The organism is Streptomyces sp. NPDC002884, from assembly GCF_040295245.1.
Taxonomy (GTDB): Bacteria; Actinomycetota; Actinomycetes; order Streptomycetales; family Streptomycetaceae; genus Streptomyces.
In genome coordinates this window covers 330659-353712 of the sequence record NZ_JBEOVB010000002.1, presented here as the reverse complement: position 1 = coordinate 353712, position 23054 = coordinate 330659, and the positions used below count along the sequence as shown (strand labels likewise).

General features: G+C 72.1%; 22 protein-coding genes. 11 read left to right on the top strand and 11 right to left on the bottom strand.

Annotated elements, in window-relative coordinates:
- Positions 1–144 precede the first annotated feature (144 nt).
- Entirely contained in the window at positions 145–615 is a 471-nt protein-coding gene (locus ABT070_RS05975; protein WP_351755269.1) for a DUF5709 domain-containing protein, read from the top strand.
- A 105-nt stretch (positions 616–720) separates the two neighbouring features.
- Positions 721–978 carry a type B 50S ribosomal protein L31 gene (locus ABT070_RS05970; protein ID WP_351755266.1) on the top strand — a complete coding sequence of 86 codons (258 nt, stop codon included), beginning with the start codon at positions 721–723 and terminating at the stop codon, positions 976–978.
- A 44-nt stretch (positions 979–1022) separates the two neighbouring features.
- Here ABT070_RS05970 and ABT070_RS05965 read toward each other — a convergent pair whose 3' ends face one another.
- On the bottom strand, positions 1023–1817 hold the full coding sequence (locus tag ABT070_RS05965) for a metal-dependent hydrolase (protein WP_351755263.1): 795 nt from the start codon (positions 1815–1817) through the stop codon (positions 1023–1025).
- A 145-nt stretch (positions 1818–1962) separates the two neighbouring features.
- On the opposite strand from ABT070_RS05965, the gene ABT070_RS05960 reads away from it, so the two are divergent.
- The gene (locus ABT070_RS05960; protein ID WP_351755260.1) at positions 1963–4476 is read left to right on the top strand and encodes a DEAD/DEAH box helicase; all 2514 of its coding nucleotides are present in this window, start codon (positions 1963–1965) and stop codon (positions 4474–4476) included.
- Positions 4477–4507: 31 nt separating this feature from the next.
- Complete coding sequence (locus tag ABT070_RS05955; protein WP_054240563.1) at positions 4508–5374, top strand: acyl-CoA thioesterase; 867 nt, start codon at positions 4508–4510, stop codon at positions 5372–5374.
- Between the two features lie 27 nt (positions 5375–5401).
- Here the strand turns inward: ABT070_RS05955 and ABT070_RS05950 are convergent, their stop codons facing one another.
- Complete coding sequence (locus tag ABT070_RS05950) at positions 5402–6289, bottom strand: DUF6397 family protein (RefSeq protein WP_351755257.1); 888 nt, start codon at positions 6287–6289, stop codon at positions 5402–5404.
- Positions 6290–6427: 138 nt separating this feature from the next.
- The gene (locus tag ABT070_RS05945) at positions 6428–6841 is read right to left on the bottom strand and encodes a roadblock/LC7 domain-containing protein (RefSeq protein ID WP_351755254.1); all 414 of its coding nucleotides are present in this window, start codon (positions 6839–6841) and stop codon (positions 6428–6430) included.
- A 105-nt stretch (positions 6842–6946) separates the two neighbouring features.
- Between ABT070_RS05945 and ABT070_RS05940 the strand changes: the two genes are divergently transcribed.
- Positions 6947–7375, top strand: coding sequence for a PPOX class F420-dependent oxidoreductase (locus ABT070_RS05940; protein ID WP_351755251.1), 429 nt, complete (start codon positions 6947–6949; stop codon positions 7373–7375).
- Between the two features lie 20 nt (positions 7376–7395).
- Here the strand turns inward: ABT070_RS05940 and ABT070_RS05935 are convergent, their stop codons facing one another.
- The 5 genes from ABT070_RS05935 to ABT070_RS05915 form a co-directional block, all read right to left on the bottom strand.
- Complete coding sequence (locus tag ABT070_RS05935; RefSeq protein WP_351755249.1) at positions 7396–8001, bottom strand: GTP-binding protein; 606 nt, start codon at positions 7999–8001, stop codon at positions 7396–7398.
- A gap of 249 nt (positions 8002–8250) precedes the next feature.
- Complete coding sequence (locus ABT070_RS05930) at positions 8251–8661, bottom strand: DUF742 domain-containing protein (protein WP_351755247.1); 411 nt, start codon at positions 8659–8661, stop codon at positions 8251–8253.
- A 22-nt stretch (positions 8662–8683) separates the two neighbouring features.
- Positions 8684–9121: a roadblock/LC7 domain-containing protein gene (locus ABT070_RS05925; RefSeq protein ID WP_351755244.1), complete on the bottom strand. Its 438-nt coding sequence runs from the start codon at positions 9119–9121 to the stop codon at positions 8684–8686.
- A complete protein-coding gene (locus tag ABT070_RS05920; protein WP_351755241.1) occupies positions 9118–11700 on the bottom strand; it encodes a sensor histidine kinase in 2583 nt (860 codons plus the stop codon). The genes ABT070_RS05925 and ABT070_RS05920 overlap by 4 nt, the downstream gene beginning before the upstream one ends.
- Positions 11701–11742: 42 nt before the next feature.
- Positions 11743–12537, bottom strand: coding sequence for an MHYT domain-containing protein (locus ABT070_RS05915; protein WP_351755238.1), 795 nt, complete (start codon positions 12535–12537; stop codon positions 11743–11745).
- Between the two features lie 152 nt (positions 12538–12689).
- Between ABT070_RS05915 and ABT070_RS05910 the strand changes: the two genes are divergently transcribed.
- The 3 genes from ABT070_RS05910 to ABT070_RS05900 all read left to right on the top strand — a co-directional run bounded on the left by ABT070_RS05910 (position 12690) and on the right by ABT070_RS05900 (position 14947).
- Positions 12690–13289 carry a class I SAM-dependent methyltransferase gene (locus tag ABT070_RS05910; RefSeq protein WP_351755236.1) on the top strand — a complete coding sequence of 200 codons (600 nt, stop codon included), beginning with the start codon at positions 12690–12692 and terminating at the stop codon, positions 13287–13289.
- Positions 13290–13521: 232 nt separating this feature from the next.
- Positions 13522–13860, top strand: a complete 339-nt coding sequence (locus ABT070_RS05905) for a hypothetical protein (protein WP_351755233.1) — start codon at positions 13522–13524, stop codon at positions 13858–13860.
- 139 nt (positions 13861–13999) lie between these two features.
- Complete coding sequence (locus ABT070_RS05900; RefSeq protein WP_351755230.1) at positions 14000–14947, top strand: hypothetical protein; 948 nt, start codon at positions 14000–14002, stop codon at positions 14945–14947.
- Positions 14948–15047: 100 nt separating this feature from the next.
- On the opposite strand, the gene ABT070_RS05895 is transcribed toward ABT070_RS05900, so the two are convergent.
- Positions 15048–15230: a tail-anchor membrane protein gene (locus ABT070_RS05895; protein WP_266506007.1), complete on the bottom strand. Its 183-nt coding sequence runs from the start codon at positions 15228–15230 to the stop codon at positions 15048–15050.
- Between the two features lie 254 nt (positions 15231–15484).
- On the opposite strand from ABT070_RS05895, the gene ABT070_RS05890 reads away from it, so the two are divergent.
- From ABT070_RS05890 to ABT070_RS05880, 3 genes are all read left to right on the top strand, one after another.
- Positions 15485–18349 carry an SCO1167/SCO6262 family helicase gene (locus ABT070_RS05890; protein ID WP_351755227.1) on the top strand — a complete coding sequence of 955 codons (2865 nt, stop codon included), beginning with the start codon at positions 15485–15487 and terminating at the stop codon, positions 18347–18349.
- Positions 18346–19650 (top strand): SWF or SNF family helicase, encoded by a 1305-nt coding sequence (locus ABT070_RS05885; protein WP_351755224.1) that lies wholly within the window; start codon positions 18346–18348, stop codon positions 19648–19650. The genes ABT070_RS05890 and ABT070_RS05885 overlap by 4 nt, the downstream gene beginning before the upstream one ends.
- Before the next feature lie 160 nt (positions 19651–19810).
- Positions 19811–21154, top strand: a complete 1344-nt coding sequence (locus ABT070_RS05880) for an esterase-like activity of phytase family protein (protein WP_351755221.1) — start codon at positions 19811–19813, stop codon at positions 21152–21154.
- A 49-nt stretch (positions 21155–21203) separates the two neighbouring features.
- Here the strand turns inward: ABT070_RS05880 and ABT070_RS05875 are convergent, their stop codons facing one another.
- Together ABT070_RS05875 and xylA are read right to left on the bottom strand one after the other, a co-directional pair.
- Complete coding sequence (locus tag ABT070_RS05875; RefSeq protein ID WP_351755218.1) at positions 21204–21665, bottom strand: hypothetical protein; 462 nt, start codon at positions 21663–21665, stop codon at positions 21204–21206.
- Between the two features lie 209 nt (positions 21666–21874).
- Positions 21875–23041: a xylose isomerase gene (gene xylA / locus ABT070_RS05870; RefSeq protein ID WP_351755215.1), complete on the bottom strand. Its 1167-nt coding sequence runs from the start codon at positions 23039–23041 to the stop codon at positions 21875–21877.
- Positions 23042–23054: the final 13 nt, after the last annotated feature.

The window sequence follows — 23054 nt, the reverse complement described above, 5'->3', positions numbered from 1 at the left end:
CGGGGTGGAACGCTGGATAGCGGCACCCGCGCGGAAGGCAGTCGGGATCCCTCCGGAACACACCGCGCCCGACCGGTGCCCCGTGCGGCGGCACCCCGCCGCCGACCGCGAAGAGTACGGGGCCGTCACCCCCTGGAGGTACCCGTGAACAGTGCCGACGGATGGGGGGACGACGTCTACCAGCCCGACGCGTCCGACATCCAGGAAGACTCGGGACTGCTCGACACCGAGGACACGCTGGAGAACGACGGCGTCGAGGACCCCCTCGACCGCGGCTGGTCCCCTCCGGACCGCCCCTGGGCGGTGGAGCACGACGGTGTGACCGCCGCGGAGCGCCGACAGGGCGAGAGCCTGGACCAGCGGCTCGCGGAAGAGGTCCCGGAGCCGGATGCGCCGGACGGCGACGGCCTCGGCGATTGCGACGGCACCGACGGGGAACTCCTCGACAACGAGGTCGGCTCCGCACGCTCCGGCAGGCTCGTGGCACCGGACGAGGGAGCACACGAGGACGAGGAGAGCGCACTGATCGCCACGGACGTGGGCATCGACGGCGCGGCGGCCTCCGCCGAGGAGGCCGCGATGCACATCGTCGACGAGGACGCCCTGTCCGGCTGACCGGCCAACGGCCGCCCCGCCCGTTCCCGGCCGACGGCCGCCGCCCTCTCCCTCTCCATTGCGCTCGCGTTCGCGTTCGTCACAGCCATCGCACGAGGAGCTCTCATGCAGCAGGACAAGCAGCCCGACTACCACGCGGTCGTGTTCCGCGACCGGACCGCCGGTTACGCCTTCCTGACCCGGTCCACCGCCACCAGCGAACAGACCATCGAGTGGGACGACGGCGAGACCTACCCGGTCGTGGACGTGGAGATCTCCTCCGAGAGCCACCCCTTCTTCACCGGCAAGGCGCGCACCGTGGACACGGAGGGCAGGGTCGCCCGGTTCGAGCGGCGCTACGGCGACGGCGGAGCGATGACCTGAACCGGTGCCGTCGCCAGCGTCGACGGCAGCCGTCGGCCCGCTCGTCAGATGTAGTTGAGGGCGGCCGCGCCGCCCACTCCCCCGAGCACCATGAACACGGGCATCAGCACCTTCAGCTCGACCCAGCTGCCGGCCCGGAACCGCATCACCTTCGGCGGACCGATCGGGTACCAGCGCTTGCGTCCGATCGGGATGGGCCACAGGACCGGGCAGCCCGAGACGGTCAGCGCGTCGCCGATGTCGTGGACCAGGGCGCCCAGCACGATCGGGAGCCCCAGCCACAGGTACTGCTGGCCCGGGTCCGTGAACAGCCAGTCCGAGCCGTTGCCGGGCTTGTCCAGGACACCGGCGAGGATCCAGGCGCTGGTGGCGGCCAGCAGCCACACCAGCACGTCGCTGCTGGATCCCCGGGCCGCCCGCCACAGCAGCCCCTCGATCGCCAGCACCATGTGCACGAAGAGAAGGGCCAGGACCGCCCAGCGGCCACCGGTGATCGCCAGCGCCGAGGCGCCTCCCCCGATCATGACGGCCCACAGCCAGGTGTGCGTCAGGGTCCGGTGGCCTCCGGAGCGGCGCGGGTCGCCCTGCTTCCTCGTGCCCTTGTAGACGGCGTAGGACAGCTTGTCGACGATCTCGCACAGCCAGCGCGAGACGGGTCCGAAGGCCCGCGAGATGGTGGCTGCCTTGTGGTCGAGGTCCGGGGCGAGCGCGGCTCCGGCGCAGATCAGCGCACCCGCGAGCAGGACCGGCCAGGGCATCGTGTGCCCCGCCGCGGCGGCGGCCGCACCGACGCCGAGCCAGGCGGCCGCGCCCGACAGTGAGTGTGCTGGTCCCATCATGGCCGGTGCCCGCCCTATTCCTCGAAAGTCGCTGTCCAGTTGACCGGGTGCGTTGACGCTCCGTCGGCGACACAGCGTAGCGGTCGTGATCTTCGGGCCGGCAGCCGATTCCCCCATCAGGGTCGAGGGCAGGCAAGATGGGGTCGTGACCCTCATCGATCAGTTGCCGCCGACCGCAGATCCCGACGCCCTGTACGAAGCCTTCGAGTCCTGGGCGCAGGAGCGTGGTCTGACGCTCTACCCCCACCAGGAGGAGGCGCTGATCGAGGTGGTCTCCGGGGCGAACGTGATCGTGTCGACGCCCACCGGCTCCGGCAAGAGCATGATCGCGGCGGCCGCGCACTTCGCGGCTCTCGCCCGTGACGAGGTCACTTTCTACACGGCTCCGATCAAGGCGCTGGTGTCGGAGAAGTTCTTCGAGCTGTGCAAGATCTTCGGCACGGAGAACGTCGGCATGCTGACGGGCGACGCCTCCGTGAACTCCGACGCCCCGGTCATCTGCTGCACCGCCGAGGTGCTCGCCTCGATCGCGTTGCGCGACGGCAAGAACGCGGATGTCGGCCAGGTCGTCATGGACGAGTTCCACTTCTACGCGGAGGGCGACCGCGGCTGGGCGTGGCAGATCCCCATCCTGGAACTGCCCCAGGCGCAGTTCGTGCTCATGTCGGCCACGCTCGGCGATGTGTCCTTCTTCGAGAAGGACCTCGCCCGGCGCACCGGCCGCCCCACGTCGGTGGTCCGCTCGGCGACCCGACCGGTGCCGCTGTCGTACGAGTACCGGTACACCCCGATGACGGAGACGCTCAGCGATCTGCTGGTGACGAAGCAGGCGCCCGTCTACATCGTGCACTTCACACAGGCGCAGGCGGTGGAGCGGGCTCAGGCGCTGATGAGCATCAACATGTGCTCGCGCGAGGAGAAGGAACGGATCGCCGACCTGATCGGCAACTTCCGCTTCAGCACGAAGTTCGGCCAGAACCTCTCGCGCTACGTACGGCACGGCATCGGCGTCCACCACGCCGGCATGCTGCCCAAGTACCGGCGTCTGGTGGAGAAGCTCGCCCAGGCCGGCCTGCTGAAGGTGATCTGCGGTACGGACACCCTCGGCGTGGGCGTCAACGTGCCCATCCGTACCGTGCTGTTCACGGCGCTGACCAAGTACGACGGCAACCGGGTGCGTACCCTGCGGGCCCGTGAGTTCCATCAGATCGCGGGCCGGGCCGGGCGGGCCGGCTTCGACACGGCGGGTCTGGTGGTCGCGCAGGCTCCCGAGCATGTCATCGAGAACGAGAAGGCCCTCAACAAGGCAGGCGACGACCCGAAGAAGCGTCGCAAGGTGGTGCGCAAGAAGGCGCCCGAAGGATTCGTGGGCTGGACGGAGAACACCTTCGACAAGCTCATCGAGTCCGATCCGGAGCCGCTGACGTCCCGCTTCCGGGTCACGCACACGATGCTGCTGTCGGTGATCGCCCGGCCCGGCAACGCCTTCGAGGCCATGCGGCATCTGCTCGAGGACAACCACGAGCCGCGCAAGCAGCAGCTTCGGCACATCCGGCGCGCGATCGCGATCTACCGCTCGCTGCTGGACGGCGGAGTCGTCGAGAAGCTCGACGAACCGGACGCCACGGGCCGCATCGTCCGTCTCACCGTGGACCTCCAGCAGGACTTCGCGCTGAACCAGCCGCTGTCCACCTTCGCGCTCGCCGCGTTCGAACTCCTCGACCCGGAGTCGCCCTCGTACGCGCTCGACATGGTCTCCGTCGTGGAGTCCACGCTGGACGACCCGCGTCAGATCCTGGCCGCCCAGCAGAACAAGGCGCGCGGTGAGGCGGTGGCCGCGATGAAGGCGGACGGCGTCGAGTACGAGGAGCGGATGGAGCGCCTCCAGGAGATCTCGTACCCGAAGCCCATGGAGGAGCTGCTCTTCCATGCGTACAACACCTACCGCAAGAGCCACCCGTGGGTCGGCGACCACCCGTTGTCGCCGAAGTCCGTCATCCGGGACATGTACGAGCGGGCGATGTCCTTCACCGAGCTGGTCTCCCACTACGAGCTGGCCCGCACCGAGGGCATCGTGCTGCGCTACCTGGCCGGCGCCTACAAGGCCCTCGACCACACCGTCCCGGACGACCTCAAGTCGGAGGACCTCCAGGACCTGGTGGAGTGGCTGGGCGAGATGGTGCGCCAGGTGGACTCGAGCCTGCTGGACGAGTGGGAGCAGCTCGCCAACCCGGCGGAGATGACCGCCGAGGAGGCCCAGGAGAAGGCCGACGAGGTCAAGCCGGTCACGGCCAACGCGCGGGCCTTCCGGGTCCTGGTCCGCAACGCGATGTTCCGCCGTGTCGAGCTCGCCGCTCTCGACCACGTCAACGAACTCGGCGAGCTGGACGGCGAGTCCGGTTGGGACGCCGACGCGTGGGGCGACGCGATGGACAAGTACTGGGACGAGTACGACGACCTCAGCACGGGCCCGGACGCCCGGGGCCCCAAGTTGCTCATCATCCAGGAGGAGCCGCAGAACGCACTGTGGCGCGTCCGCCAGATCTTCGACGACCCGAACGACGACCACGACTGGGGCATCAGCGCGGAGGTCGACCTCACGGCCTCCGACGCCGAGGGCCGCGCTGTCGTCCGCGTCACGGCCGTCGGCCAGTTGTGAGTACCGAAGAGGGCACAGGAGAAGCGCACCGATGACGAATCCGGCCGAGAGGCTCGTCGACCTGCTCGACCTCGAGCAGATCGAGGTCAACATCTTCCGCGGCCGCAGCCCGCAGGAGTCCCTGCAGCGGGTCTTCGGCGGGCAGGTGGCGGGCCAGGCGCTGGTCGCGGCCGGCCGGACCACCGAGGGCGACCGGCCCGTGCACTCGCTGCACGCGTACTTCCTGCGTCCGGGCCGGCCGGGCGTGCCGATCGTGTACCAGGTCGAACGGGTCCGGGACGGGCGGTCCTTCACGACCCGCCGGGTCACCGCCGTGCAGCAGGGGCGCACGATCTTCAATCTCACCGCCTCCTTTCACAAGCCTGAGGAAGGTCCCTTCGAGCACCAGCTGCCGCCGGCGCGCGAGGTCCCGGACCCGGAGTCCCTGCCGACGGTCGTCGAGGAGATCCGGAAGCATCTGGGCGAGCTGCCCGAGCAGTTGGAGCGGATGGCGCGCCGTCAGCCCTTCGACATCCGGTACGCGGACCGGTTGCGCTGGAGCGCCGAGGACGTCAAGGAGGCCGAACCGCGCAGCGCGGTGTGGATGCGCGCGGTCGGGCCGCTCGGCGACGATCCGCTCGTCCACACCTGCGCGCTCACGTACGCCAGCGACATGACTCTCCTGGACGCCGTCCGCCTTCCGGTCGAGCCGTTGTGGGGTCCGCGGAACTTCGACATGGCGTCGCTGGACCACGCGATGTGGTTCCATCGGCCGTTCCGCGCGGACGAGTGGTTCCTGTACGACCAGGAGTCGCCGATCGCCACCGGCGGACGCGGGCTGGCCCGCGGGCGGATCTACGACCTGGAGGGACGCCTGCTGGTGTCCGTCGTCCAGGAGGGGCTGTTCCGGGCGCTGTAGATCCGGCGCGTCACCAGGCTCCGGGCGTCAGCCGCTCCGGCGGCGTAGCCGGTTCAGCAGACCGCGGGTCGGCCGGTCGGGCTCTTCGGGCGCGCCCGGGGGCATGGCCGGGGGCGTCGGGACCGGCTTGGGGAAGGGCCGTGGCGCGGGCTGCTCGGCTCGTGCCTCGTCCAGGGTGCGAGCCAGGTCGTACCCGAGCCAGTCGATCTCGTCGGGATCGTCGGCCGTCATGATCTTCTCCACGAGGTGCGCGGCCGGTGTGCCGGGCGTTCCGTGGGCGGGCGGTCCCGGCCGGAACCTGTTCAGGTGGGAGCGTTCGTAGGGGTCCTCGACGATCTCCGCGACCTTCAGAGGGCCGAGGAACCCGGCGAGGACTCCGGCGCGTTGCCAGGGGCCGTCGGCCTGTCGGTGCAGGAAGCCCAGGTGGCGGCCCCGCCAGTTCCGGGGCCGAAGGTCGACGCCCGCGGCAAGTTGGCTCCGCAGCACCTCGGGTGTGCGACCGCTCAGCAGGAAGGCGTTGGTCCCGTCGGCGGCGAACTGTTCGAGTTCGTCGGCGAGATAGAGCCAGACGACGACCCGATAGCGATTCAGGTAGAACCTGACCGGCACCACCAGTCCCAGCCGCGCGAGGCGGGTGAACCGGGCCGGGGGCACGCCCATGACGGCGGCACCCTCGGTGGTCCCCACGGCCAGCACGCTCGCGCGCAGTGTCTCGGGGAAGCCGGGGTCCGAGCGCAGACGTTCGATCTCCTCCCGGGCCACCCGACGGCCCCCTCCGCCTTCGTCGGGCACGGTCCTGATGCGCCCGAGGTGCACGGCGAGATCGAACTCGCTTCGCTTCAGATCCAGTTCCCGCGCTGCCCGGCTCGGCGCGCAGGAAACGGAGTGTGGTCGCGTGACGGTGTTGCCGGACATGGTCGTCTCCCCCGTGGAGTGAAGTGGAGTGAAGCAGGCCCGCACGGTCCGCGGTGGCCTCGGAAAAAACCGTAGCCGGAATCGCCGACATCGACGTGAGCCTGTGGATAACTCCACGGAGGAAGGTGAAACAGCAGGTCAGAGGTCTTCCAGCGGTGCGCGGTCGGGCTGCCGGGCGTCCACGGTGAGGTGCTCTCCGACCCGGTTGACGAGCAGGGTCATCTCGTAGGCGATCTGGCCCATGTCGGCGTCCGCCCCGCTGAGCACGCACAGACAGCTGCCGGTGCCCGCGGCGGTGACGAACAGCACCGCGTCATCGAACTCGATCATCGTCTGGCGCACGCGGCCCGCGCTGAAGTGACGCCCCGACCCCTTGGCCAGGCTGTGCAGTCCGGACGAGACGGCGGCGAGGTGCTCCGCGTCCTCCCGGGGCAGTCCCGCGCTCGCACCCGCCACCAGCCCGTCGTTGGACAGGACCAGTGCGTGCCGTACATGGTCGACGCGCTCGGTCAGGTCGTCCAACAGCCAGCCCAGCCCCTGGTTCTGCGCCATGTCCCGCTCCCCGTGTGACATTCCCCGTGTGACCCTCCGCGTCGTCGGAGAATCTGCCCGCCAGCCTTCCGCAGGAGCGGCCGCGGGAGCAAGGAGGATGGCGGCATGGCACAGAAGATGACCGATGAGGAATGGCGGGCCTTCGTCGCGGACGGAACCCGCACCGGAAAGCTGTCCACCGTACGGGCCGACGGAAGTCCGCATGTGGCGCCGATCTGGTTCCTGCTCGACGGGGACGAGGTGGTGTTCAACACCGGCAAGGACACGGTGAAGGGTCGCAATCTGGCGCGGGACGGCCGGGTCGCCCTGTGTGTGGACGACGACCGGCCGCCCTTCGACTACGTGGTGCTGCGGGGCCGGGCCCGCGTCTCGGAGGATCTCGACGAGGTCCGGCACTGGGCGGCTCGTATCGCGGCGCGGTACATGGGTGAGGAGCGCGCCGAGGAGTTCGGCGCCCGGAACGGGGTTCCGGGCGAACTGCTCGTGCGTGTCGCCATCGACAAGGTCCTGGCGCAGAAGGCCGTCGCGGGCTGACGGGGCCGAGGCCGGCCAGGTCAGCCCACGGAGTCGAGCAGCCGGGCGGTGTGCATCCGCCCGGCGTACTCGACCAGCCGGATCAGCACCTCCTTCCCCGAGTCGCGGTCACGGGCGTCGCACAGGACTACGGGGGTGCCGCCGTCGAGGTCGAGGGCGCGCGAGACGTCCTCGGCGCCGTAGGTGCGCGTGCCCACGAAGCAGTTGACGGCGACCACGAACGGGATGTGCCGGTGCTCGAAGTAGTCGACCGCGGGGAAGCAGTCCTCCAGACGCCGGGTGTCGGCGAGGACCACCGCGCCCAGGGCCCCCTGGGACAGTTCGTCCCACAGGAACCAGAAGCGGTCCTGCCCGGGGGTGCCGAACAGATAGAGGGAGAGGCCGGAACGGATGGTGATCCGGCCGAAGTCCATGGCGACGGTCGTCGTGACCTTCTGGTCCACGCCGTCGGTGTCGTCCACCGACTGTCCCGCTTCACTGAGCAGTTCCTCGGTACGCAGCGGCTTGATCTCACTGACCGCGCCCACCATGGTGGTCTTGCCCACGCCGAACCCGCCGGCGACCAGTATCTTCAACGCCAGGGGGGTCGTGTCGCCGCCCGTGGTGTCGGAGTCTTCGGTGACCATGGATCACTTCTCTCGGGAGTGTCGGCAACGGTCGAGGTCGGTACGGCGGTGCCGTGGCCCGACGCGGCGGTCGCGCGGGGTCTCGGCGCCGGAGTGCGAAGTCAGCATCATGACAACCAGGGCCCCTTTCCGAGGGGTTCGACCGCTATCTGCCCGATGTGACCGACTCTTGCGCGTTCGGTGTCCGAAGGCGCGCACGAGTCGGTGTGCGGTGGTTCCGTACGCGCCCGGGTGCGTCTGATGGTTCATCTACAGCGCTCGCAGCCCCTCGATCACCTCGCGCAGGATCCGTTCGTCGGGCAACTGCGCGGGCGGGACCGGGCGGCTGACGGTGACACAGCCGAGTTCCAACAGGTCGCCGAGGAGCACCCGTACCACTCCCACGGGAAGGTCCGCGCCCGCCGAGAGTTCGGCGACGGACTGGGTCTCCGGGCGGCAGAGCCCTATGAGGGCACGGTGTTCCGGTCCGAGCGCCATGCCGTCCGTGCCCGGCGCGCTCGGATCCAGGGTGACCAGGGCGATCAGGTCGAAGCGCACTCCGGTGGGTCCCGGTTTCGTGCGCCCGCCCGTCATGGCGTACGGGCGGACGAGCGGTCCGGCCTCGTTGTCGTACCACTGGCTGCCCAGCTCGCGGGGGGTGCCGGTCATGTCCTCGGTCATCTGCGTGGGTCGCTCTCTGGCCTCATCCGGCGGCGGGCGGGCGCGCGGAGAGCCGTGGCGCGCTGTACAGGTGCTCTCCTACGCGCTTGACCAGCCGCGCCATCTCGTAGGCGACCAGGCCGATGTCGGCGGTCACCGCGGTGAGGACGGCGAGGCAGGAGCCGTCGCCCGCGGCCGCCACGAACAGGAAGCCGTCGTCCATCTCCACCATGGTCTGGCGCACTCCGCCGGCGCCGAAATGCCGGCCCGCGCCCTTGGCGAGGCTGTGGAAGCCGGAGGCGACGGCGGCGAGATGCTCGGCGTCCTCCCTCCTGAGGTCGGTCGAGGCACCGACGGCGAGTCCGTCGTTGGACAGCACCACGGCGTGCCGTACCTCGCTCACGCGCATCACCAAGTCGTCCAGCAACCAGTCGAGTTCGCCGGACCGCTGGCCCGACCTCGTGCTCGGGTCCTGGATCATCTGGGGTCTCCTTCGCTGCTGTCACTGCCCGGTTCGGGTTCCGGGGCGGCTCCGTGGCCGGGCTGCCTGCCGCCGCCCCGTGCCCAGCCCTTCCGGTACGCGGACATCCGGTCCCGTACGAGCTCGGGGGTGCGCTCTTCGTCTGCGCGCGGGCCGGACGGCCGGGCCGGTTCCTCGGCGAGTGGCCTGCGCAGTTGGGGGGCGAGGTTGGCCTGCCGTACCCGGCGCGGGAGGTCGTCCGATCCTTCGGCGTCGTCCGGGGGGCGGTGCAGGCGCAAGGCGGTGACTCCGGGAGGCGGGGGGTCGGCTGCCGCCGGTCCGGCGGCGTCCACGGGAGCGGTGGTTCGCACGGGAGCGGCTCGTACCGGCGCGGCTCGTACGGGAGCCACCAGCGCGGGACGGTCGGCGGAGGCGGGAACGGCATCCTGGCGCCGGTCGGCGGTGTGCCGGTCCGCGGCGGACACGCGCGCGTACACGCGTTCCGCGGGCTGCGGCTCGGCCTCCGCCACCTCACGGGCGGAACGTTCCGGCTTGCCGCTGTGCAGCAGCGCCGTCGGCAGCAGGACCACCGCGGTGGTGCCGCCGTAGGGCGAGGTCCGCAGATGGACCTTGATGCCGTGGCGGGCCGCGAGCCTGCTGACCACGAACAGGCCGAGCTGGTCGCTGTCGAACAGGTCGAGCGCCTCGGACTGCGCGATGCGCCGGTTGGCCTCGGTAAAGGTCTCCTTGCCCATGCCCAGGCCCCGGTCCTCGACCTCCACGGCGTAGCCGTTGCCCACGGGTTCACCGGTGACCCGCACGCGCGTGTGCGGGGGCGAGAACTGGGCGGCGTTCTCCACGAGTTCGGCGAGCAGGTGGGTGAGGTCGGCGACGGCGGTGCCGATGACGGCTGCCTCCGGGAGCTGCCGTACCTCCACGCGCGCGTAGTCCTCGACCTCGGAGACGGCGGCACGGATCACGTTGGTGAGGGACACCGGCATGCGCCAGGCCCGGCCGGGCGCCGCCCCGGAGAGGATGATCAGGCTCTCCGCGTGGCGCCGCATGCGGGTGGTGAGGTGGTCGAGCCGGAAGAGGTCGCTCAGCTCGTTCGGGTCGTCGGAACGGCGCTCCATGCTGTCCAGGAGGCTGAGCTGACGGTGGACGAGGACCTGGCTGCGGCGGGCGAGGTTGACGAACACCCCGGAGATGCCGCTGGCGAGTTCGGCGCGTTCCACGGCGGCCCGCAGCGCCGCGCGGTGCACGGTGTCCAGGGCCTCGGCGACCTGGCCGGTCTCGTCCTCGGACGGAGGTCCCGGCGGCGCTTCGGCGCGGACGTCGATCTCCTCCCCCGCGCGTAGCTTCCGCATGGCCTCCGGGAGCTTGCGCCGGGCGATCTCCAGGGCGCTGTTGCGCAGACTGACCAGTTCGACGACGAGGCCGCGGCCGATGCGCACGGAGATGACGAGCGAGGCGACGACGGCTGCGAGGCCCAGCAGGACGGCGGCGCCGGCCGAGGTGAGCAGACCGCGGGTGAACGGGTCTGCGCGGTCGGCGACGCCACGTCCGGCGTCCGCCTCGATCGTCCGCATCGCGTTCTGCACGCGCGCGTGCGCCTTGTCCCAGACGTCCGCGGGTGCGGCGGCGATCGCCTTCACGCCGGGCCCGCCGACGAGGGCCTTGTCCTCGGCTGCGTACAGGTCCGCGTAGGCGCTGCCGCCGGCGAGGCGCTGCCAGGCGGTGCGTTCGGGCCCGCGCAGGTCGGCGACGGCCGATTCCGTCAGGACGCGGCGGGTGTCGACGGCGCCGGTGAAGAGCCGCAGGCGCTCTCCGTCGAGTCGTCCGGCGAGGCGCGCACCGGCGAGCACGACGCCTTCCTGGGCCAGCGCCTCTCCCGCGCGGGAGAACTCGAGCAGCACGCGCGCGTCCGAGCCGAGTTCGGCGTCCTGGACGCCGGAGAGGGCGCCGCCGACCGAGAAGGCCGCCGAGATCGTGCTCGTGTACCGGCCGTACGTCACCTCCCAGCCGGCGTTGCCGTCGAGGACCGCGGTCCGCAGCGCGGTGAGCCCCTCGGCCCCGGAGACGAACGCCTCGAGCCGCTGGGCCACCCCCGTGGGCAGTTCCTGGCCGTCGGCGACGGTGCTGTCGTCACCGAGGCGCAGCCGGCCCACCGCGCGGTCCGTGCGTTCCGCGAGCGTCTTCAGGTCGCCGGCCTGCCCGGGAGCGGGGTCGGTCGCGTACCGCACGGCGGCCGCACGCTCGGTCTGGAGAGCGGCCACCGCGGCGGCCACGGGGGCACGGACCTGGGAGTCCACGCGCTGCAACTGGCGCAGTCCGGACACGTTCTGGGCGGTGCTGACGGTGGCGTACGCCCACAGGGCGAGCAGGGAGACGACCGGCACCATCAGCAGGCAGACGATCTTGGCGCGCACGGTGCGCGGCCTGATGCGCCAGCGCTCCGCGCGCGGGGGTATCGCGTCCGCCGGTGTGTCGATCTGCTCGTCCGGGCCCTCGTCGGCGGGGGGTCCGGCGTGGGCGCGGCGCCCGCGTGTGGGGGGCGGCGCGTCGGCGCCTGCCGTGGGGGTCCTACGGGGTGTACGCATGGCCTCCTCGCTCTGAAGGGGATGGGGGGCGGACCGGCCGCGTCAGGCGGGCCGGGCCTGCTGTCGGACGGCGAGGCCGTCCTCCGGTTGCTGGGCCGAGGCCGACGCCTCGCGCTCCCCCGTGGTGGGCGAGAGCGCGACGAAGGCCGAGGTCAGGAAGAGATAGGAGCCGAGGCCGACCGCGAGGGGGAAGATGAACTGCATCGCCGTGGCCCCGGGCAGCGCCTCACCGGAGGGTGTGACGTGGACGCTCACGGCGAACATCGCGGTGTAGTGCATGCTGCTCACCGCCGCACCCATGACGAGGGAGGCGAGGGTGACCGCGATCGGCGAGCTGATGTTGAGCGCCGCCCAGAGGGCCGCGGTCGCCGCGACGACGGCGATCACGACGGACAGTCCGACGCGGACGGGGTCGTAGGTCACGTCGGCGTGCAGCCGGACGGCGGCCATGCCCAGGTAGTGCATGCTGGCCACCCCCAGGCCGGTGGTGAGTCCGCCGATCAGCAACGCGCGCGTGCGGTCCCGGCTGTAGCCGACGGCGAAGACGCCGGCGCAGACGACGACCATGGCGACGAGAAGGCTGAGCACGGTCAGCGGAACGTCGTAGCGGATGTCGGTGCCGCTGACGGCGAAGCCGAGCATGGCAACGAAGTGCATGGTCCAGATTCCGGTGCCGATCGCCGAGGCGGCGGTGATCAGCCAGTTGCGGCGCGAGCGTCCGGTGGCGCCGAGCGCGCGCACGGTGCAGCGCAGCCCGAGGGCGGCGCCGACGCAGGCCATCACGTACGACAGCGCGGGGGTCAGCCAGCCGAAGGCGGCGTGGTCCAGGTGTCCCATGGCCACGGGAGGCTAGTCGGGGCACAGGAGCACAAAGGGGGCGCATTTCGAAAGGTGTTGAAATGTGGCGCAGTAGTGCACCGGAACGATCGGGTCACGCTCGAACGTGTGCACCGAGGCGTCGTCCGTGTCGGTGAGGGATCATGCGGAGCATGAGCGACGACCACACACACGTTCAGGAGTTCTTCGGCGCACGGGCCGCGGACTGGGACAGCCGCTTCCCGGACGACGGTCCCGCCTACGCCGCCGCGGTCGGCCACCTCGGCCTGCGCCCGGGAGACCGTGTGCTGGACGCGGGCTGCGGCACCGGGAGGGCCCTGACGCCGCTGCGTGCGGCCGTGGGGCCGTCAGGAGTGGTCGTCGGGGCGGATCTGACTCCGGACATGCTCGCGGCCGCCGTACGGGCCGGACGCGACGGTGCCGGGCGACTGATGCTCGCCGACGTGACCGCGCTTCCCTTTCGCTCCTCGTCGCTGGACGCCGTGTTCGCGGCGGGCCTCGTCGCCCACCTGCCCCGGCCGGCCGAGAACCTGCGGGAACTGGCACGGGTGGTACGCCCAGGCGGCACGCTGGCGCTGTTCCACCCGATCGGCAGGGCGGCGCTCGCAACCCGCCAGGGGCGGCAACTCACACCGGAGGACCTGCGCGCGGAACCCAATCTCCGCCCGATGCTGGCCGGTTCGGGCTGGCGCATGACCTCCTATGCCGACGAGGACGCCCGCTTCCTGGCCCTCGCCGTCCGCGAGGCCTGAGGGCTCACGCCTCCCCGGCGACCGCCCGCACGAAGGCGTCGGTCTCGCGCATCACCGGATCGGACCCGCGCCCGAGCCCGACCGCGGCGCGATGCAGAGCCCGCGGCTTCGGCCGGCAGCATCGTCGCGGCCCATCCGCACCGTCCCCCTTCTGCCGACGGAACTCCAACCCTAGGTTGAACAGCGGAAGATGAACGATCGGTCGGGGCGACGCAGGGGGAAGGCGGTCGGCATGTTCGGCAAGGCTTACGGGAGAGTCCGCGACGCGATGCGCGCGCGGTCGCGTCCGGGTGCGGGTGCGGGTGCGGAAGGGCGTTCCGACAAGGAGTCGCGTGACGGTGGGAAACGGAAACGCACCCACAATCTGTTCGAGGCCGCCGCCGCGTACGTCTCGGCGAGCGCGGAGGACGATCAGGAGAGGATCGACGAAGCGGCGGGCTGGGTGTCGCCGGAGGCCCTGTCCTTCGGGGTCAACGAACTGGCCTGTCGCGCGGTCATCGCGCTCGCCCGGGAGCGCGACGAGTCGCCCCGTACCGTGGCTCGTGCGCTCCTCGGACTGCCGCCTGCGTGACGCATCCAACGGCCGGGGGTGGTCGATTCGCCCCGTCCGACCGGAAAGCCGCAGCTCCGGGTGTGTCGGGGAGTCGTGACAAGCGGCTTCCCGCCGCACTAGGGTGCGCGCCGTTGGACAAACCTATGGGGAGGCTGGGATGGCTGGGACGGACGAGGACGCCGTCGCCGCCGCGGACGATGCGCTCTATGTGCTCACGGCGGTACTGCTGACGCCGGCGAAGTTCCCGAGCGCGCTGGGCGACGACTACCCGGAGGCCTGTGCGGCGCTCGGCCTCCCGCCGCTCGCCGACGGGTACGGACTGGTGCTGGGCCAGGACGGCGAGGGCGCGCGGTGGACGGTCGTCATCGACGACGTGTCGCTGGTGGCCGTGGCCATCGCGTCGTGGGACTGCGGGATGGAGTACGACCTGTCGCCCGGCGAGCGGACGGTCGTCGCCGCCCTGCCCGGCTGGCCGCTGGCGGTCGCCGTCGCGGCCCCCGGCGTGCCAGCGCCGCACGATCCCGCCGCCGAGATCGCGGACGGCCCCGCGCTGACGCCGCCGGACACGACCACCTGGGGTCCGGCCCAGCGCCGGCTGGGGGCCGACGAGATCGCCCTCCAGTGGGCCCTGTGGCGTGAGCAGATCGACGACGCGGACTTCGCGCGCCCTCAAGCGGGCACGGCCGCGGACGCGGGAGACAGCGCCGACGACACCGACACCGACACCGGCCAGGGGGTCCGGGACGGCGAGCCGCGCGGGTCCGACACCGCCGACCGGTCCGACACCGCCGACCGGTCCGACTCGGCCGGCGGGGCCGAGAAGGGCACGGCGGAGGGCCACAGAGGCATCCGCCGCGTCCTCGCCGAGGTGCGCGCCTACGTGGACGCCCCACCTCCGCTGGGGCGCGTCCGTTCGTCGTTCGCTCCCGGTGACGCGCGTACCCTGCGCGCCGACGGCCCCGGCTGGTCGCTGGTGGCCAGGACCGACGACATCGCGTTCGTCCTGCTCGACGACGAGCCCGGCGAGGTGCTGCCGGTCGGTCGCGGACCCGAGCTGCCCGGGCTCCTCGAAGCGCTGGACAGAATGGCCGTACGGCCGCTCTGAGGGCTCACAGCAGCCCTCTGCGCGGCCGTTGGACGCCCGTCCACGGGCCCGGGCGGCTGGATGTGCGGGAGGACGGGGACCGCGACGCGGTCCCCGTCACTCAGCGGCCGAGCTCCTTGCGTGTGACACGGCGCAGCCTGCGCCGCTGAGCGGGATCCAGCGTGAGGTAGGCCGCCGCCGGAACCCCCAGGACGATCAGCAGGGCAGCCCACCAGGGCAGCCAGATCAGCAACAGCAGTCCGACCGCCACACCCCCTGCGGCGATCTTCGCGTTCTTCGACATGTGCGTCGCCTCCTTCGCGGCCACTGCCGCTCTCTGCCATGAAAACGGCTTCGCGCCGCCCGCGGTTCCGGATACGACCCTGAGACGTCCCTGAGGTACTGCCCCGAGACACCCCTGAGAACGCGCACTCCAGGGGGCGGACCGGACCGATCCGGACCGGGTGCGCGTTTCCCGTCGAAGTGTTGTACCCTCGGCGACCCCGCCCCTGGTAGTCAAGTTTGAGGAGCAGTTTCATCGCCGTACAGAGGGTTCTCGTGGAGACACCGTTCGACATCTCCGAACTGGCACGTCGCTCCGCCGTGTTCGTGCCCGGTACTCCGTCTCGCGCCGACGGCGTCGCCTTCTGGAGACCCGACGACGCGCTTCCCGCCGTAGCGGGCCTGCGGACGGAGGACCTGCCTGTCGTTCTGCCTGCCGGCGCCGGTGTGGCGCTCGCGCGCGTATCCGCCGTTCTGCTGCCGGTGGAGGAGGCACTGCCTGTCCTCACCCACGCGCGTGCCGTGCCGGACGGACACCGGGCCGCCGCGTTCTGGGGTGCGGCCGCCCTGCTGGCCCTGAGGTGTGTGGCGCGCGGTCTCCTGCTGCCCGGCCTGTCGCCGGAGGACCACGACGCCTGGCGGATCGGCCCGACGGCTCCGGAGGACCTCGAGCAGGTGCGCCGGCTGGCCGCCTCCATGCCGCCCGAGGCACACGCCGTGCCGGTGGACGAAACCTTGCCGCTGCGCCTTCCCGACCCCGAGCGGCTGCTGCGCGCCTTCTTGGACGCCGTGGCGGACGCGCTGCCCCGCACGCCCGCCGCGTCCCTCCTGACGGGAGGACCGGCCTACGCGGCCCCGCAGCCCCGGCACCTGCCGGAGCTGCGCGCGTGGGCGGCCGACGTCGCCGCGGGCCACGACGCCGGCGTACGGATCTCGCTGCGGATCGAGGTCTCCGGGCTCGGCGTGCCCGAGGTCGACGGCCTCGCGGCCGGCCGGGCGGCGCCCAGGTTCCGGGCCGTGCCGCAGGTGCACAGTGTGAGCGACCCCGCGCTCGTCGCGGACGCCGCCGACGTCTGGGCGGACCCCGGTGTCACGCACGGTGCGTTCGGCCCCCGCGCGCGGATGGACGCCCTGCTCGCCCTGCGCCGCGCGACCCGTGCCTGGCCCGCGCTGACACCCCTGCTGTCGGCCACCGTGCCGGACGCCGTCGACCTCCTCGACGAGGAGGTGTCCGAGCTGCTGGGCGAAGGCTCGCGGGCCCTGGCGGGCGCGGGGATCGAGGTGCACTGGCCGAGGGAGTTGGCCCGCACCCTGACCGCCCGCGCGGTCGTGGGGCCGCCGCAGGAGGTGAAGGGGCCCGACCGGCTCGGCGCGGACACGCCCTCCTTCCTGTCGGCGGACTCGCTCCTGACGTTCACCTGGTGGTTCGGGCTGGGCGACCGGCAGCTGACGCGCGAGGAGCTGGACCGGCTGGCCGAGGCCAACCGTCCGCTGGTGCGGCTGCGCGACCAATGGGTTCTGATCGACCCACGGGAACTGCGCCGGGCCCGCGCTCAGCAGGACCGCAGGATGACGCCCGTGGACGCGCTGGGCGCGGCTCTGACGGGCTCGACGGAGGTGGACGGCCGACGGGTCGACGTGCGGCCCACCGGGTGGCTGGCGGCCCTGCGGGAGCGGCTGACGCTTCCCGGGACGCAGGAGCCCGTGGTGGAGCAGCCCGCGGCTCTCGACGCCACGCTGCGCGACTACCAGCGGCGTGGCCTGGACTGGCTGGCCCGGACCACGGCCCTGGGACTGGGGTGCTGTCTGGCGGACGACATGGGGCTCGGCAAGACCGTCACGCTGATCGCCCTGCACCTGCACCGTCAGACGGACGCCTCGGCGGCGGGTCCCACCCTCGTGGTCTGTCCGACGTCCCTGATGGGCAACTGGCAGCGGGAGATCGAGAGGTTCGCGCCGGGCACGCCGGTGCGCCGCTTCCATGGGCCGCGACGCGATCTGGAGGAGCTGTCCGACGGGGAGTTCGTCCTCACCACCTACGGCACCCTGCGCCTGGACGCGGGGCGGCTCGGCGAGGTGCCGTGGGGCCTGGTCGTGGCGGACGAGGCTCAGCACGTGAAGAACCCGTACTCGGCGACCGCGCGGGCGCTGCGCACCATCGGCGCACGCGCGCGTGTGGCGCTCACCGGCACCCCGGTGGAGAACAACCTGTCGGAGCTGTGGGCGATCCTGGACTGGACGACACCCGGTCTGCTGGGCCGGCTCGGCGCCTTCCGCACGCGGTACGCGCGAGCCGTCGAGAGCGGCGGGGACCCCGCCGCGGCGGAGCGACTCGGCCGGCTGGTGGGACCCTTCCTGCTGCGCCGCCGCAAGTCGGACCCGGGGATCGCCCCCGAGCTGCCGCCCAAGACCGAGACGGACCGGCCCGTGGCTCTCACGAAGGAGCAGACCGGCCTGTACGAGGCCGTGGTGCGCGAGACGCTCGCGGCGATCGCCGAGGCCGACGACATGGCCCGGCGCGGGCTGATCGTGAAGCTGCTGACCGGCCTCAAGCAGATCTGCAACCATCCGGCGCAGTACCTCAAGGAGGAACGGCCGAGGACCGCCGGACGCTCCGGGAAGCTCGAGCTCCTGGACGAGCTGCTGGACACCCTCCTCGCCGAGGGGGCGAGCGTGCTGGTCTTCACGCAGTACGCGCGCCTGGCGCGGATCCTCGAACAGCATGTGGCGGCGCGGGGCGTACCCACTCAGTTCCTGCACGGCGGTACGCCCGTCGCCGCGCGCGAGGACATGGTCCGGCGTTTCCAGGACGGTGAGGTCCCCGTGTTCCTGTTGTCGCTCAGGGCGGCGGGCACGGGCCTCAACCTCACGCGCGCGGAGCACGTCGTGCACTACGACCGCTGGTGGAACCCCGCCGTCGAGGCGCAGGCCACGGACCGGGCGTACCGCATCGGCCAGACCCGGCCCGTGCAGGTGCACCGGCTGATCGCCGAGGGCACGATCGAGGACCGCATCGCGGACATGCTGCGCCGCAAGCAGGATCTCGCGGACTCCGTCCTCGGGGCGGGCGAGGCGGCGCTGACGGAACTGACGGACGCCGAGCTGGCGGATCTGGTGCAGCTGCGAGGGGACACGCGATGAACCGGCACGACAACGTCGAGGAACGGACCTTCGCCGCGTTGCCTCCCGCGCACGGGAGGGGCTTCGCGCAGACGTGGTGGGGGCGCGCGTGGCTGGCCGCGCTCGAGGACGGCGCGCTGGACGGGGAGCAGGTGAGGACGGGCCGCCGACTGGCGCGCGCGGGCGCCGTGGGCGCGGTGTCGGTGCGACCGGGGCGCGTCACGGCCGTCGTCCAGGACCGCGATCACACGCAGCACCGGGCCGACGTGCTGCTCGACAGGCTCTCGGACGACCAGTGGGACCGCCTTCTGGACCTCGCGGTGGAGCGGGCGGGGTACGTCGCCGCGCTGCTCGACCGGGAGATGCCGCCCCATCTGGTGGAGGACGCCGCGTCGGCCGGCGTCGACCTGCTGCCGGGGCTCGGTGACCTGGAGGCGCGGTGCGACTGCGACGCCTGGGACCACTGCGGTCACACGGCGGCGGTCTGCTATCAGGTGGCGAGGCTGCTCGACCAGGATCCCTTCGTGCTCCTGCTGCTCCGGGGCCGTGCCGAACAGAGCCTGCTGGACGAGCTCCAGGCGCGCGGTTCCGCCGCCCGGTCGGCCGATCTGTCCGATGCCCACCCGCTGCGGACCGAAGGGGTGGACGCGGCGGAGGCGTACGCGGCCGGGAACATCCTGCCGCCGCTGCCCGCCGTGCCTGACCTCCCGCCGGAGCCGGGTGTGCCGCCTTCGCTGGACACGGATGCCCCGCCCCCGGCCGGGGTCGAACCGGCGGCGCTGGAGATCCTGGCCGCCCGGACGGCCGTCGCGGCGCACCTGCTGCTCGCGGAGGCGCTCCGTGAAGGAGCGCCGGGACGGCGTACGCCGTCGGCCCGGCCGACCGTGGCCCAGGACGCCGTACGGCTGGCGGAGGGCGTTCTCGACGTGCCGGGGACGGTGGATCGCACCGGCGAGGCCGTGGTGGGCCGCCTCGCCGCCGGATCGGGGCGCGACCGGGCGGAACTGGCGGCTGCCGTCCGGGCCTGGCGACACGGCGGGGTGGCCGCCCTGTCCGTGTTCGAGGAGGAGTGGACCGTGGAGGGCGAGGCGCTCGCACGCGCGCGTACCGCGCTGGACTCGGCCTGGGAGGAGGACGAGCGGCCGGTGCTGCGGGCACGGGCGAACCGGTGGACGGCCGTCGGGACGGCCTGCCAGCTGCGACTGGGGCGGGACGGCAGCTGGTGGCCGTACCGCAAGGAGGGCGGCCGCTGGATGCCGGCCGGGGATGCGGCCCGGGATCCGGCGACGGCTCTGGCCGTGGCCCGGCACACCGGCGAGTAAGCGCTTTCCCCTGCCTGGGCTCCGTACGGTGCCGCACGGAGTGTCGGTCCGACGGGCGGCCGACGCCCCGTGTTCACCCGGAGGTCGTACGACGTTCGGCGCGAGCCCCAACTCTGGCCGCTGTCATCGAACTTGCCGCATCTTCTCCTCAGGAGGCCAGATGTCCCCGCACGCCACCGGTCGGCGCCGCGTCCACCGTTCCGTCGCGGCGGGCGTACCGCTCGCCGTGCTGGCCGCGCTCGTCACCGCCGGACCGGCCGCCGCGGGCACGCCGGCCCGGGAGGCGCACGTCACGCGCACCGCGACGCTCGGCGACATCCCCCTCGGGACGTTCAGCGACGCGCTGCTGCCCGGCACGGTGGCCGACGACCGGGGCGTGGACCTCGGCGGCATCGGCAGCGACATCTTTCCGGCGGGCCGCAAGGGCGAGTTCTGGACGGTCACCGACCGCGGCCCCAACGGGCAGATCAAGGTGGGCGGCACCAAGCGCCGCACGTTCGCCGTGCCCGGGTTCGACCCGGCGATCGTGCGGATCCGGGTGTCCGGGGACACCGTGAAGGTGCTCCAGGCGATCCCGGTCACGACGAAGTCGGGGAAGCCCGTCACGGGCCTGTCGAACCAGGCGGGGCGCGACGAGGCGCCGTACTCGTACGACGCGCAGACACCGCTGGCGTACAACCCGAACGGGCTGGACACCGAGGGCATCGTGCGGGCGGCGGACGGGAGCTTCTGGCTCGTCGACGAGTACGGGCCCTCGCTGGTGCACGTCTCCGCGCGCGGGAAGGTCCTGACGCGCTACGTGCCCCAGGGGCTGAAGCTCACGGGGACGGACTACCCGGTGGTGGAGGCGCTGCCGGCGGTCCTGCTGCACCGGAAGGTCAACCGCGGCTTCGAGGGCCTCGCCCAACTCCCGGGCGGTGACCTCGTCCTGGCGGTGCAGAGCCCGCTGTCGCTTCCGGACACGGCCGCGGGAGAGGCTTCGAGGACCGCGCGTCTGCTGCGTTTCTCGCCGCAGAGGAAGGCCGTCACCGCCGAGTACGCGTACCGCTTCGACCCGGTCGACGTGGTCGACCCGAGCGAGGACGACACCTCCGAGCTCAAGATCTCCTCGGTGGTCGCCGTGGGCGGCGACCGGCTGCTCGTGGAGGAGCGCACCGACAAGGCCGCACGGCTGCACCTCGTACGGCTGAGCCGGGCGGCGAACATCCTGGGCAGCCGCTGGGACGACGACGCGACGTCCCCGTCGCTGGAGCAGCTGGACGATCCCGCGGCCTCGGGAGTCCCGGTGCTGGCGAAGCGCCTGGCCGTCGATCTCGGCACGGTCGCCGGGGTGCCCGGGAAGATCGAGGGCGTCGCGCTCGTGGACCACTCCACGCTGGCCCTGATCAACGACAACGACTTCGGGATGACCGACGGCGCCGGCGCGTTCGACGCGCAGGGCCGGCTCGTCGACAGCGGCATCGAGACGACGGTCACGTACGTACGGCTGCCGCGGGGCGTGTGAGAGACGGCGCCTCGGCACGCGCGCGTAGCGGTCCACGCGCGCGTGGCCGCTAGGGGAGCAGCTCCTCCAGGGACGGCAGCAGCGACTCGAGATCACTCGGCAGATCGCTCGGCAACGCGGTCGGCAGTTCGCTCGGCAGCCGGGTCGGAAGCTGTGACGGCAGTTCGGTCGGCAAGCCGCTGGGCAGCTCGACCGGAAGACTGAAGGACGGGGCGGGAGTGGTGTCGGTGCTGTTGCCGCCGTTCGGCTCGTCGGCCGGCGAATCGTCGCCTCTCATCAGTACGACGGCGACCACGGCCGCTGCGGTGACAAGCAGCGCAAGGACGACGAAGAGGGGGTTCCTGCGCCTTCCGGACCCGCCCGGCGGACCCGACGGAGGCGGGGGCGACCAGCCACCCCCGCCCGTCCCGTCGTCGGGTCCGTAGCCGGAGCTGGGCGGTCCGAAGCCGCCCGGAGGCGGCAGGTCGCCCGGCGGTCCGGGCGGTCGGGGCGGTACGGGCGGCATGGCCATAGCGACCAGCGTCGCGGCGAACCGCTCGCAGCGCGAGCCCCGCACGGAAGTTGGTACCGACCCATGTCATGGAGCGCATGATTCCGGCGTATTCCGTACGGAGACCGTTCGAAGACCGGGCCGAGGCCGAGCGAATCCGAACGAGGGCCGATCGTTCGACGGCACGCGTGTGTGCACACTCACCGGTGCACACACGCGTGCGTGCCGGTTCAGCCCCGGGCGCCGAGGAGGTGGTCCATGGCGAGCTGGTCGAGGTGCTCGAAGGCCATGCCACGGGCGGCGGCCACCTCGGGGTCGAACTCCTCGAAGGCGGTGCGGTCGGCGAGCAGGCTCTCCAGGCCGTCCGCGGCGGTGGCCTGGGCGAGCTCGTCCAGGCGGGAGGCGCGCAGGGCCTCCTGGACCTCCGGGTCGCCGCGGAACGCGAGCGCACGCTCCTTGAGGATCAGGTAGTTGCGCATGCAGCCGGCGGCCGAAGCCCAGACGCCGTCGAGGTCCTCGGTGCGCGGCGGCTTGAAGTCGAAGTGCTTCGGGCCCGCGTAGCCGGCGCTCTCCAGCAGGTCGACCAGCCAGAACGCGGAGCGCAGATCACCGGCGCCGAAACGCAGGTCCTGGTCGTACTTGATGCCGGACTGACCGTTGAGGTCGATGTGGAAGAGCTTGTCCGCCCACAGCGCCTGCGCGATGCCGTGCGGGAAGTTCAGCCCGGCCATCTGCTCGTGGCCGACCTCGGGGTTCACGCCGTACAGCTCCGGACGCTCCAGGCGCTCGATGAAGGCCAGGGCGTGACCGACGGTGGGGAGCAGGATGTCGCCGCGCGGCTCGTTCGGCTTGGGCTCGATGGCGAACTTCAGGTCGTAGCCCTGGGAGGTCACGTACTCGCCGAGGAGGTCGAAGGCCTCCTTCATGCGGTCGAGGGCCACCCGTACGTCCTTGGCGGCACCGGACTCCGCGCCCTCACGGCCGCCCCAGGCGACGTAGATCTTCGCACCGAGCTCGACGGCCAGGTCGACGTTGCGGATCGTCTTGCGCAGGGCGTAGCGACGCACGTCACGGTCGTTCGCCGTGAACGCGCCGTCCTTGAAGACGGGGTGCGTGAAGAGGTTCGTGGTGGCCATCGGCACGGTCATGCCGGTGGTGTCCAGGGCCTGGCGGAAGCGCTTGATGTGCTCCTCGCGCTCACTCTCGGAGGATCCGAAGGGGATCAGGTCGTCGTCGTGGAAGGTCACGCCGTAGGCGCCCAGCTCGGCCAGGCGCTGCACCGACTCGACCGGGTCCAGGGCACGCCGCGTGGCGTCACCGAACGGGTCCCTTCCCTGCCAGCCGACGGTCCAGAGGCCGAAGGTGAACCTGTCATCGGGGGTGGGCTGGTAGCTCATGTCGCGGCTCCTT

Bases quoted from the DNA above. Each gene is read 5' to 3' on its own strand.
- ABT070_RS05910 (WP_351755236.1), top strand. From the start codon at position 12,690: ATGAGCGACGACCACACACACGTTCAGGAGTTCTTCGGCGCACGGGCC.
- ABT070_RS05965 (WP_351755263.1), bottom strand. From the start codon at position 1,817: ATGATGGGACCAGCACACTCACTGTCGGGCGCGGCCGCCTGGCTCGGC.
- ABT070_RS05935 (WP_351755249.1), bottom strand. From the start codon at position 8,001: ATGGTCACCGAAGACTCCGACACCACGGGCGGCGACACGACCCCCCTG.
- ABT070_RS05920 (WP_351755241.1), bottom strand. From the start codon at position 11,700: ATGCGTACACCCCGTAGGACCCCCACGGCAGGCGCCGACGCGCCGCCC.
- ABT070_RS05925 (WP_351755244.1), bottom strand. From the start codon at position 9,121: ATGATCCAGGACCCGAGCACGAGGTCGGGCCAGCGGTCCGGCGAACTC.
- ABT070_RS05930 (WP_351755247.1), bottom strand. From the start codon at position 8,661: ATGACCGAGGACATGACCGGCACCCCCCGCGAGCTGGGCAGCCAGTGG.
- ABT070_RS05940 (WP_351755251.1), top strand. From the start codon at position 6,947: ATGGCACAGAAGATGACCGATGAGGAATGGCGGGCCTTCGTCGCGGAC.
- ABT070_RS05970 (WP_351755266.1), top strand. From the start codon at position 721: ATGCAGCAGGACAAGCAGCCCGACTACCACGCGGTCGTGTTCCGCGAC.
- ABT070_RS05955 (WP_054240563.1), top strand. From the start codon at position 4,508: ATGACGAATCCGGCCGAGAGGCTCGTCGACCTGCTCGACCTCGAGCAG.
- ABT070_RS05900 (WP_351755230.1), top strand. From the start codon at position 14,000: ATGGCTGGGACGGACGAGGACGCCGTCGCCGCCGCGGACGATGCGCTC.
- ABT070_RS05950 (WP_351755257.1), bottom strand. From the start codon at position 6,289: ATGTCCGGCAACACCGTCACGCGACCACACTCCGTTTCCTGCGCGCCG.
- xylA (WP_351755215.1), bottom strand. From the start codon at position 23,041: ATGAGCTACCAGCCCACCCCCGATGACAGGTTCACCTTCGGCCTCTGG.
- ABT070_RS05915 (WP_351755238.1), bottom strand. From the start codon at position 12,537: ATGGGACACCTGGACCACGCCGCCTTCGGCTGGCTGACCCCCGCGCTG.
- ABT070_RS05905 (WP_351755233.1), top strand. From the start codon at position 13,522: ATGTTCGGCAAGGCTTACGGGAGAGTCCGCGACGCGATGCGCGCGCGG.
- ABT070_RS05875 (WP_351755218.1), bottom strand. From the start codon at position 21,665: ATGGCCATGCCGCCCGTACCGCCCCGACCGCCCGGACCGCCGGGCGAC.
- ABT070_RS05880 (WP_351755221.1), top strand. From the start codon at position 19,811: ATGTCCCCGCACGCCACCGGTCGGCGCCGCGTCCACCGTTCCGTCGCG.
- ABT070_RS05885 (WP_351755224.1), top strand. From the start codon at position 18,346: ATGAACCGGCACGACAACGTCGAGGAACGGACCTTCGCCGCGTTGCCT.
- ABT070_RS05945 (WP_351755254.1), bottom strand. From the start codon at position 6,841: ATGGCGCAGAACCAGGGGCTGGGCTGGCTGTTGGACGACCTGACCGAG.
- ABT070_RS05895 (WP_266506007.1), bottom strand. From the start codon at position 15,230: ATGTCGAAGAACGCGAAGATCGCCGCAGGGGGTGTGGCGGTCGGACTG.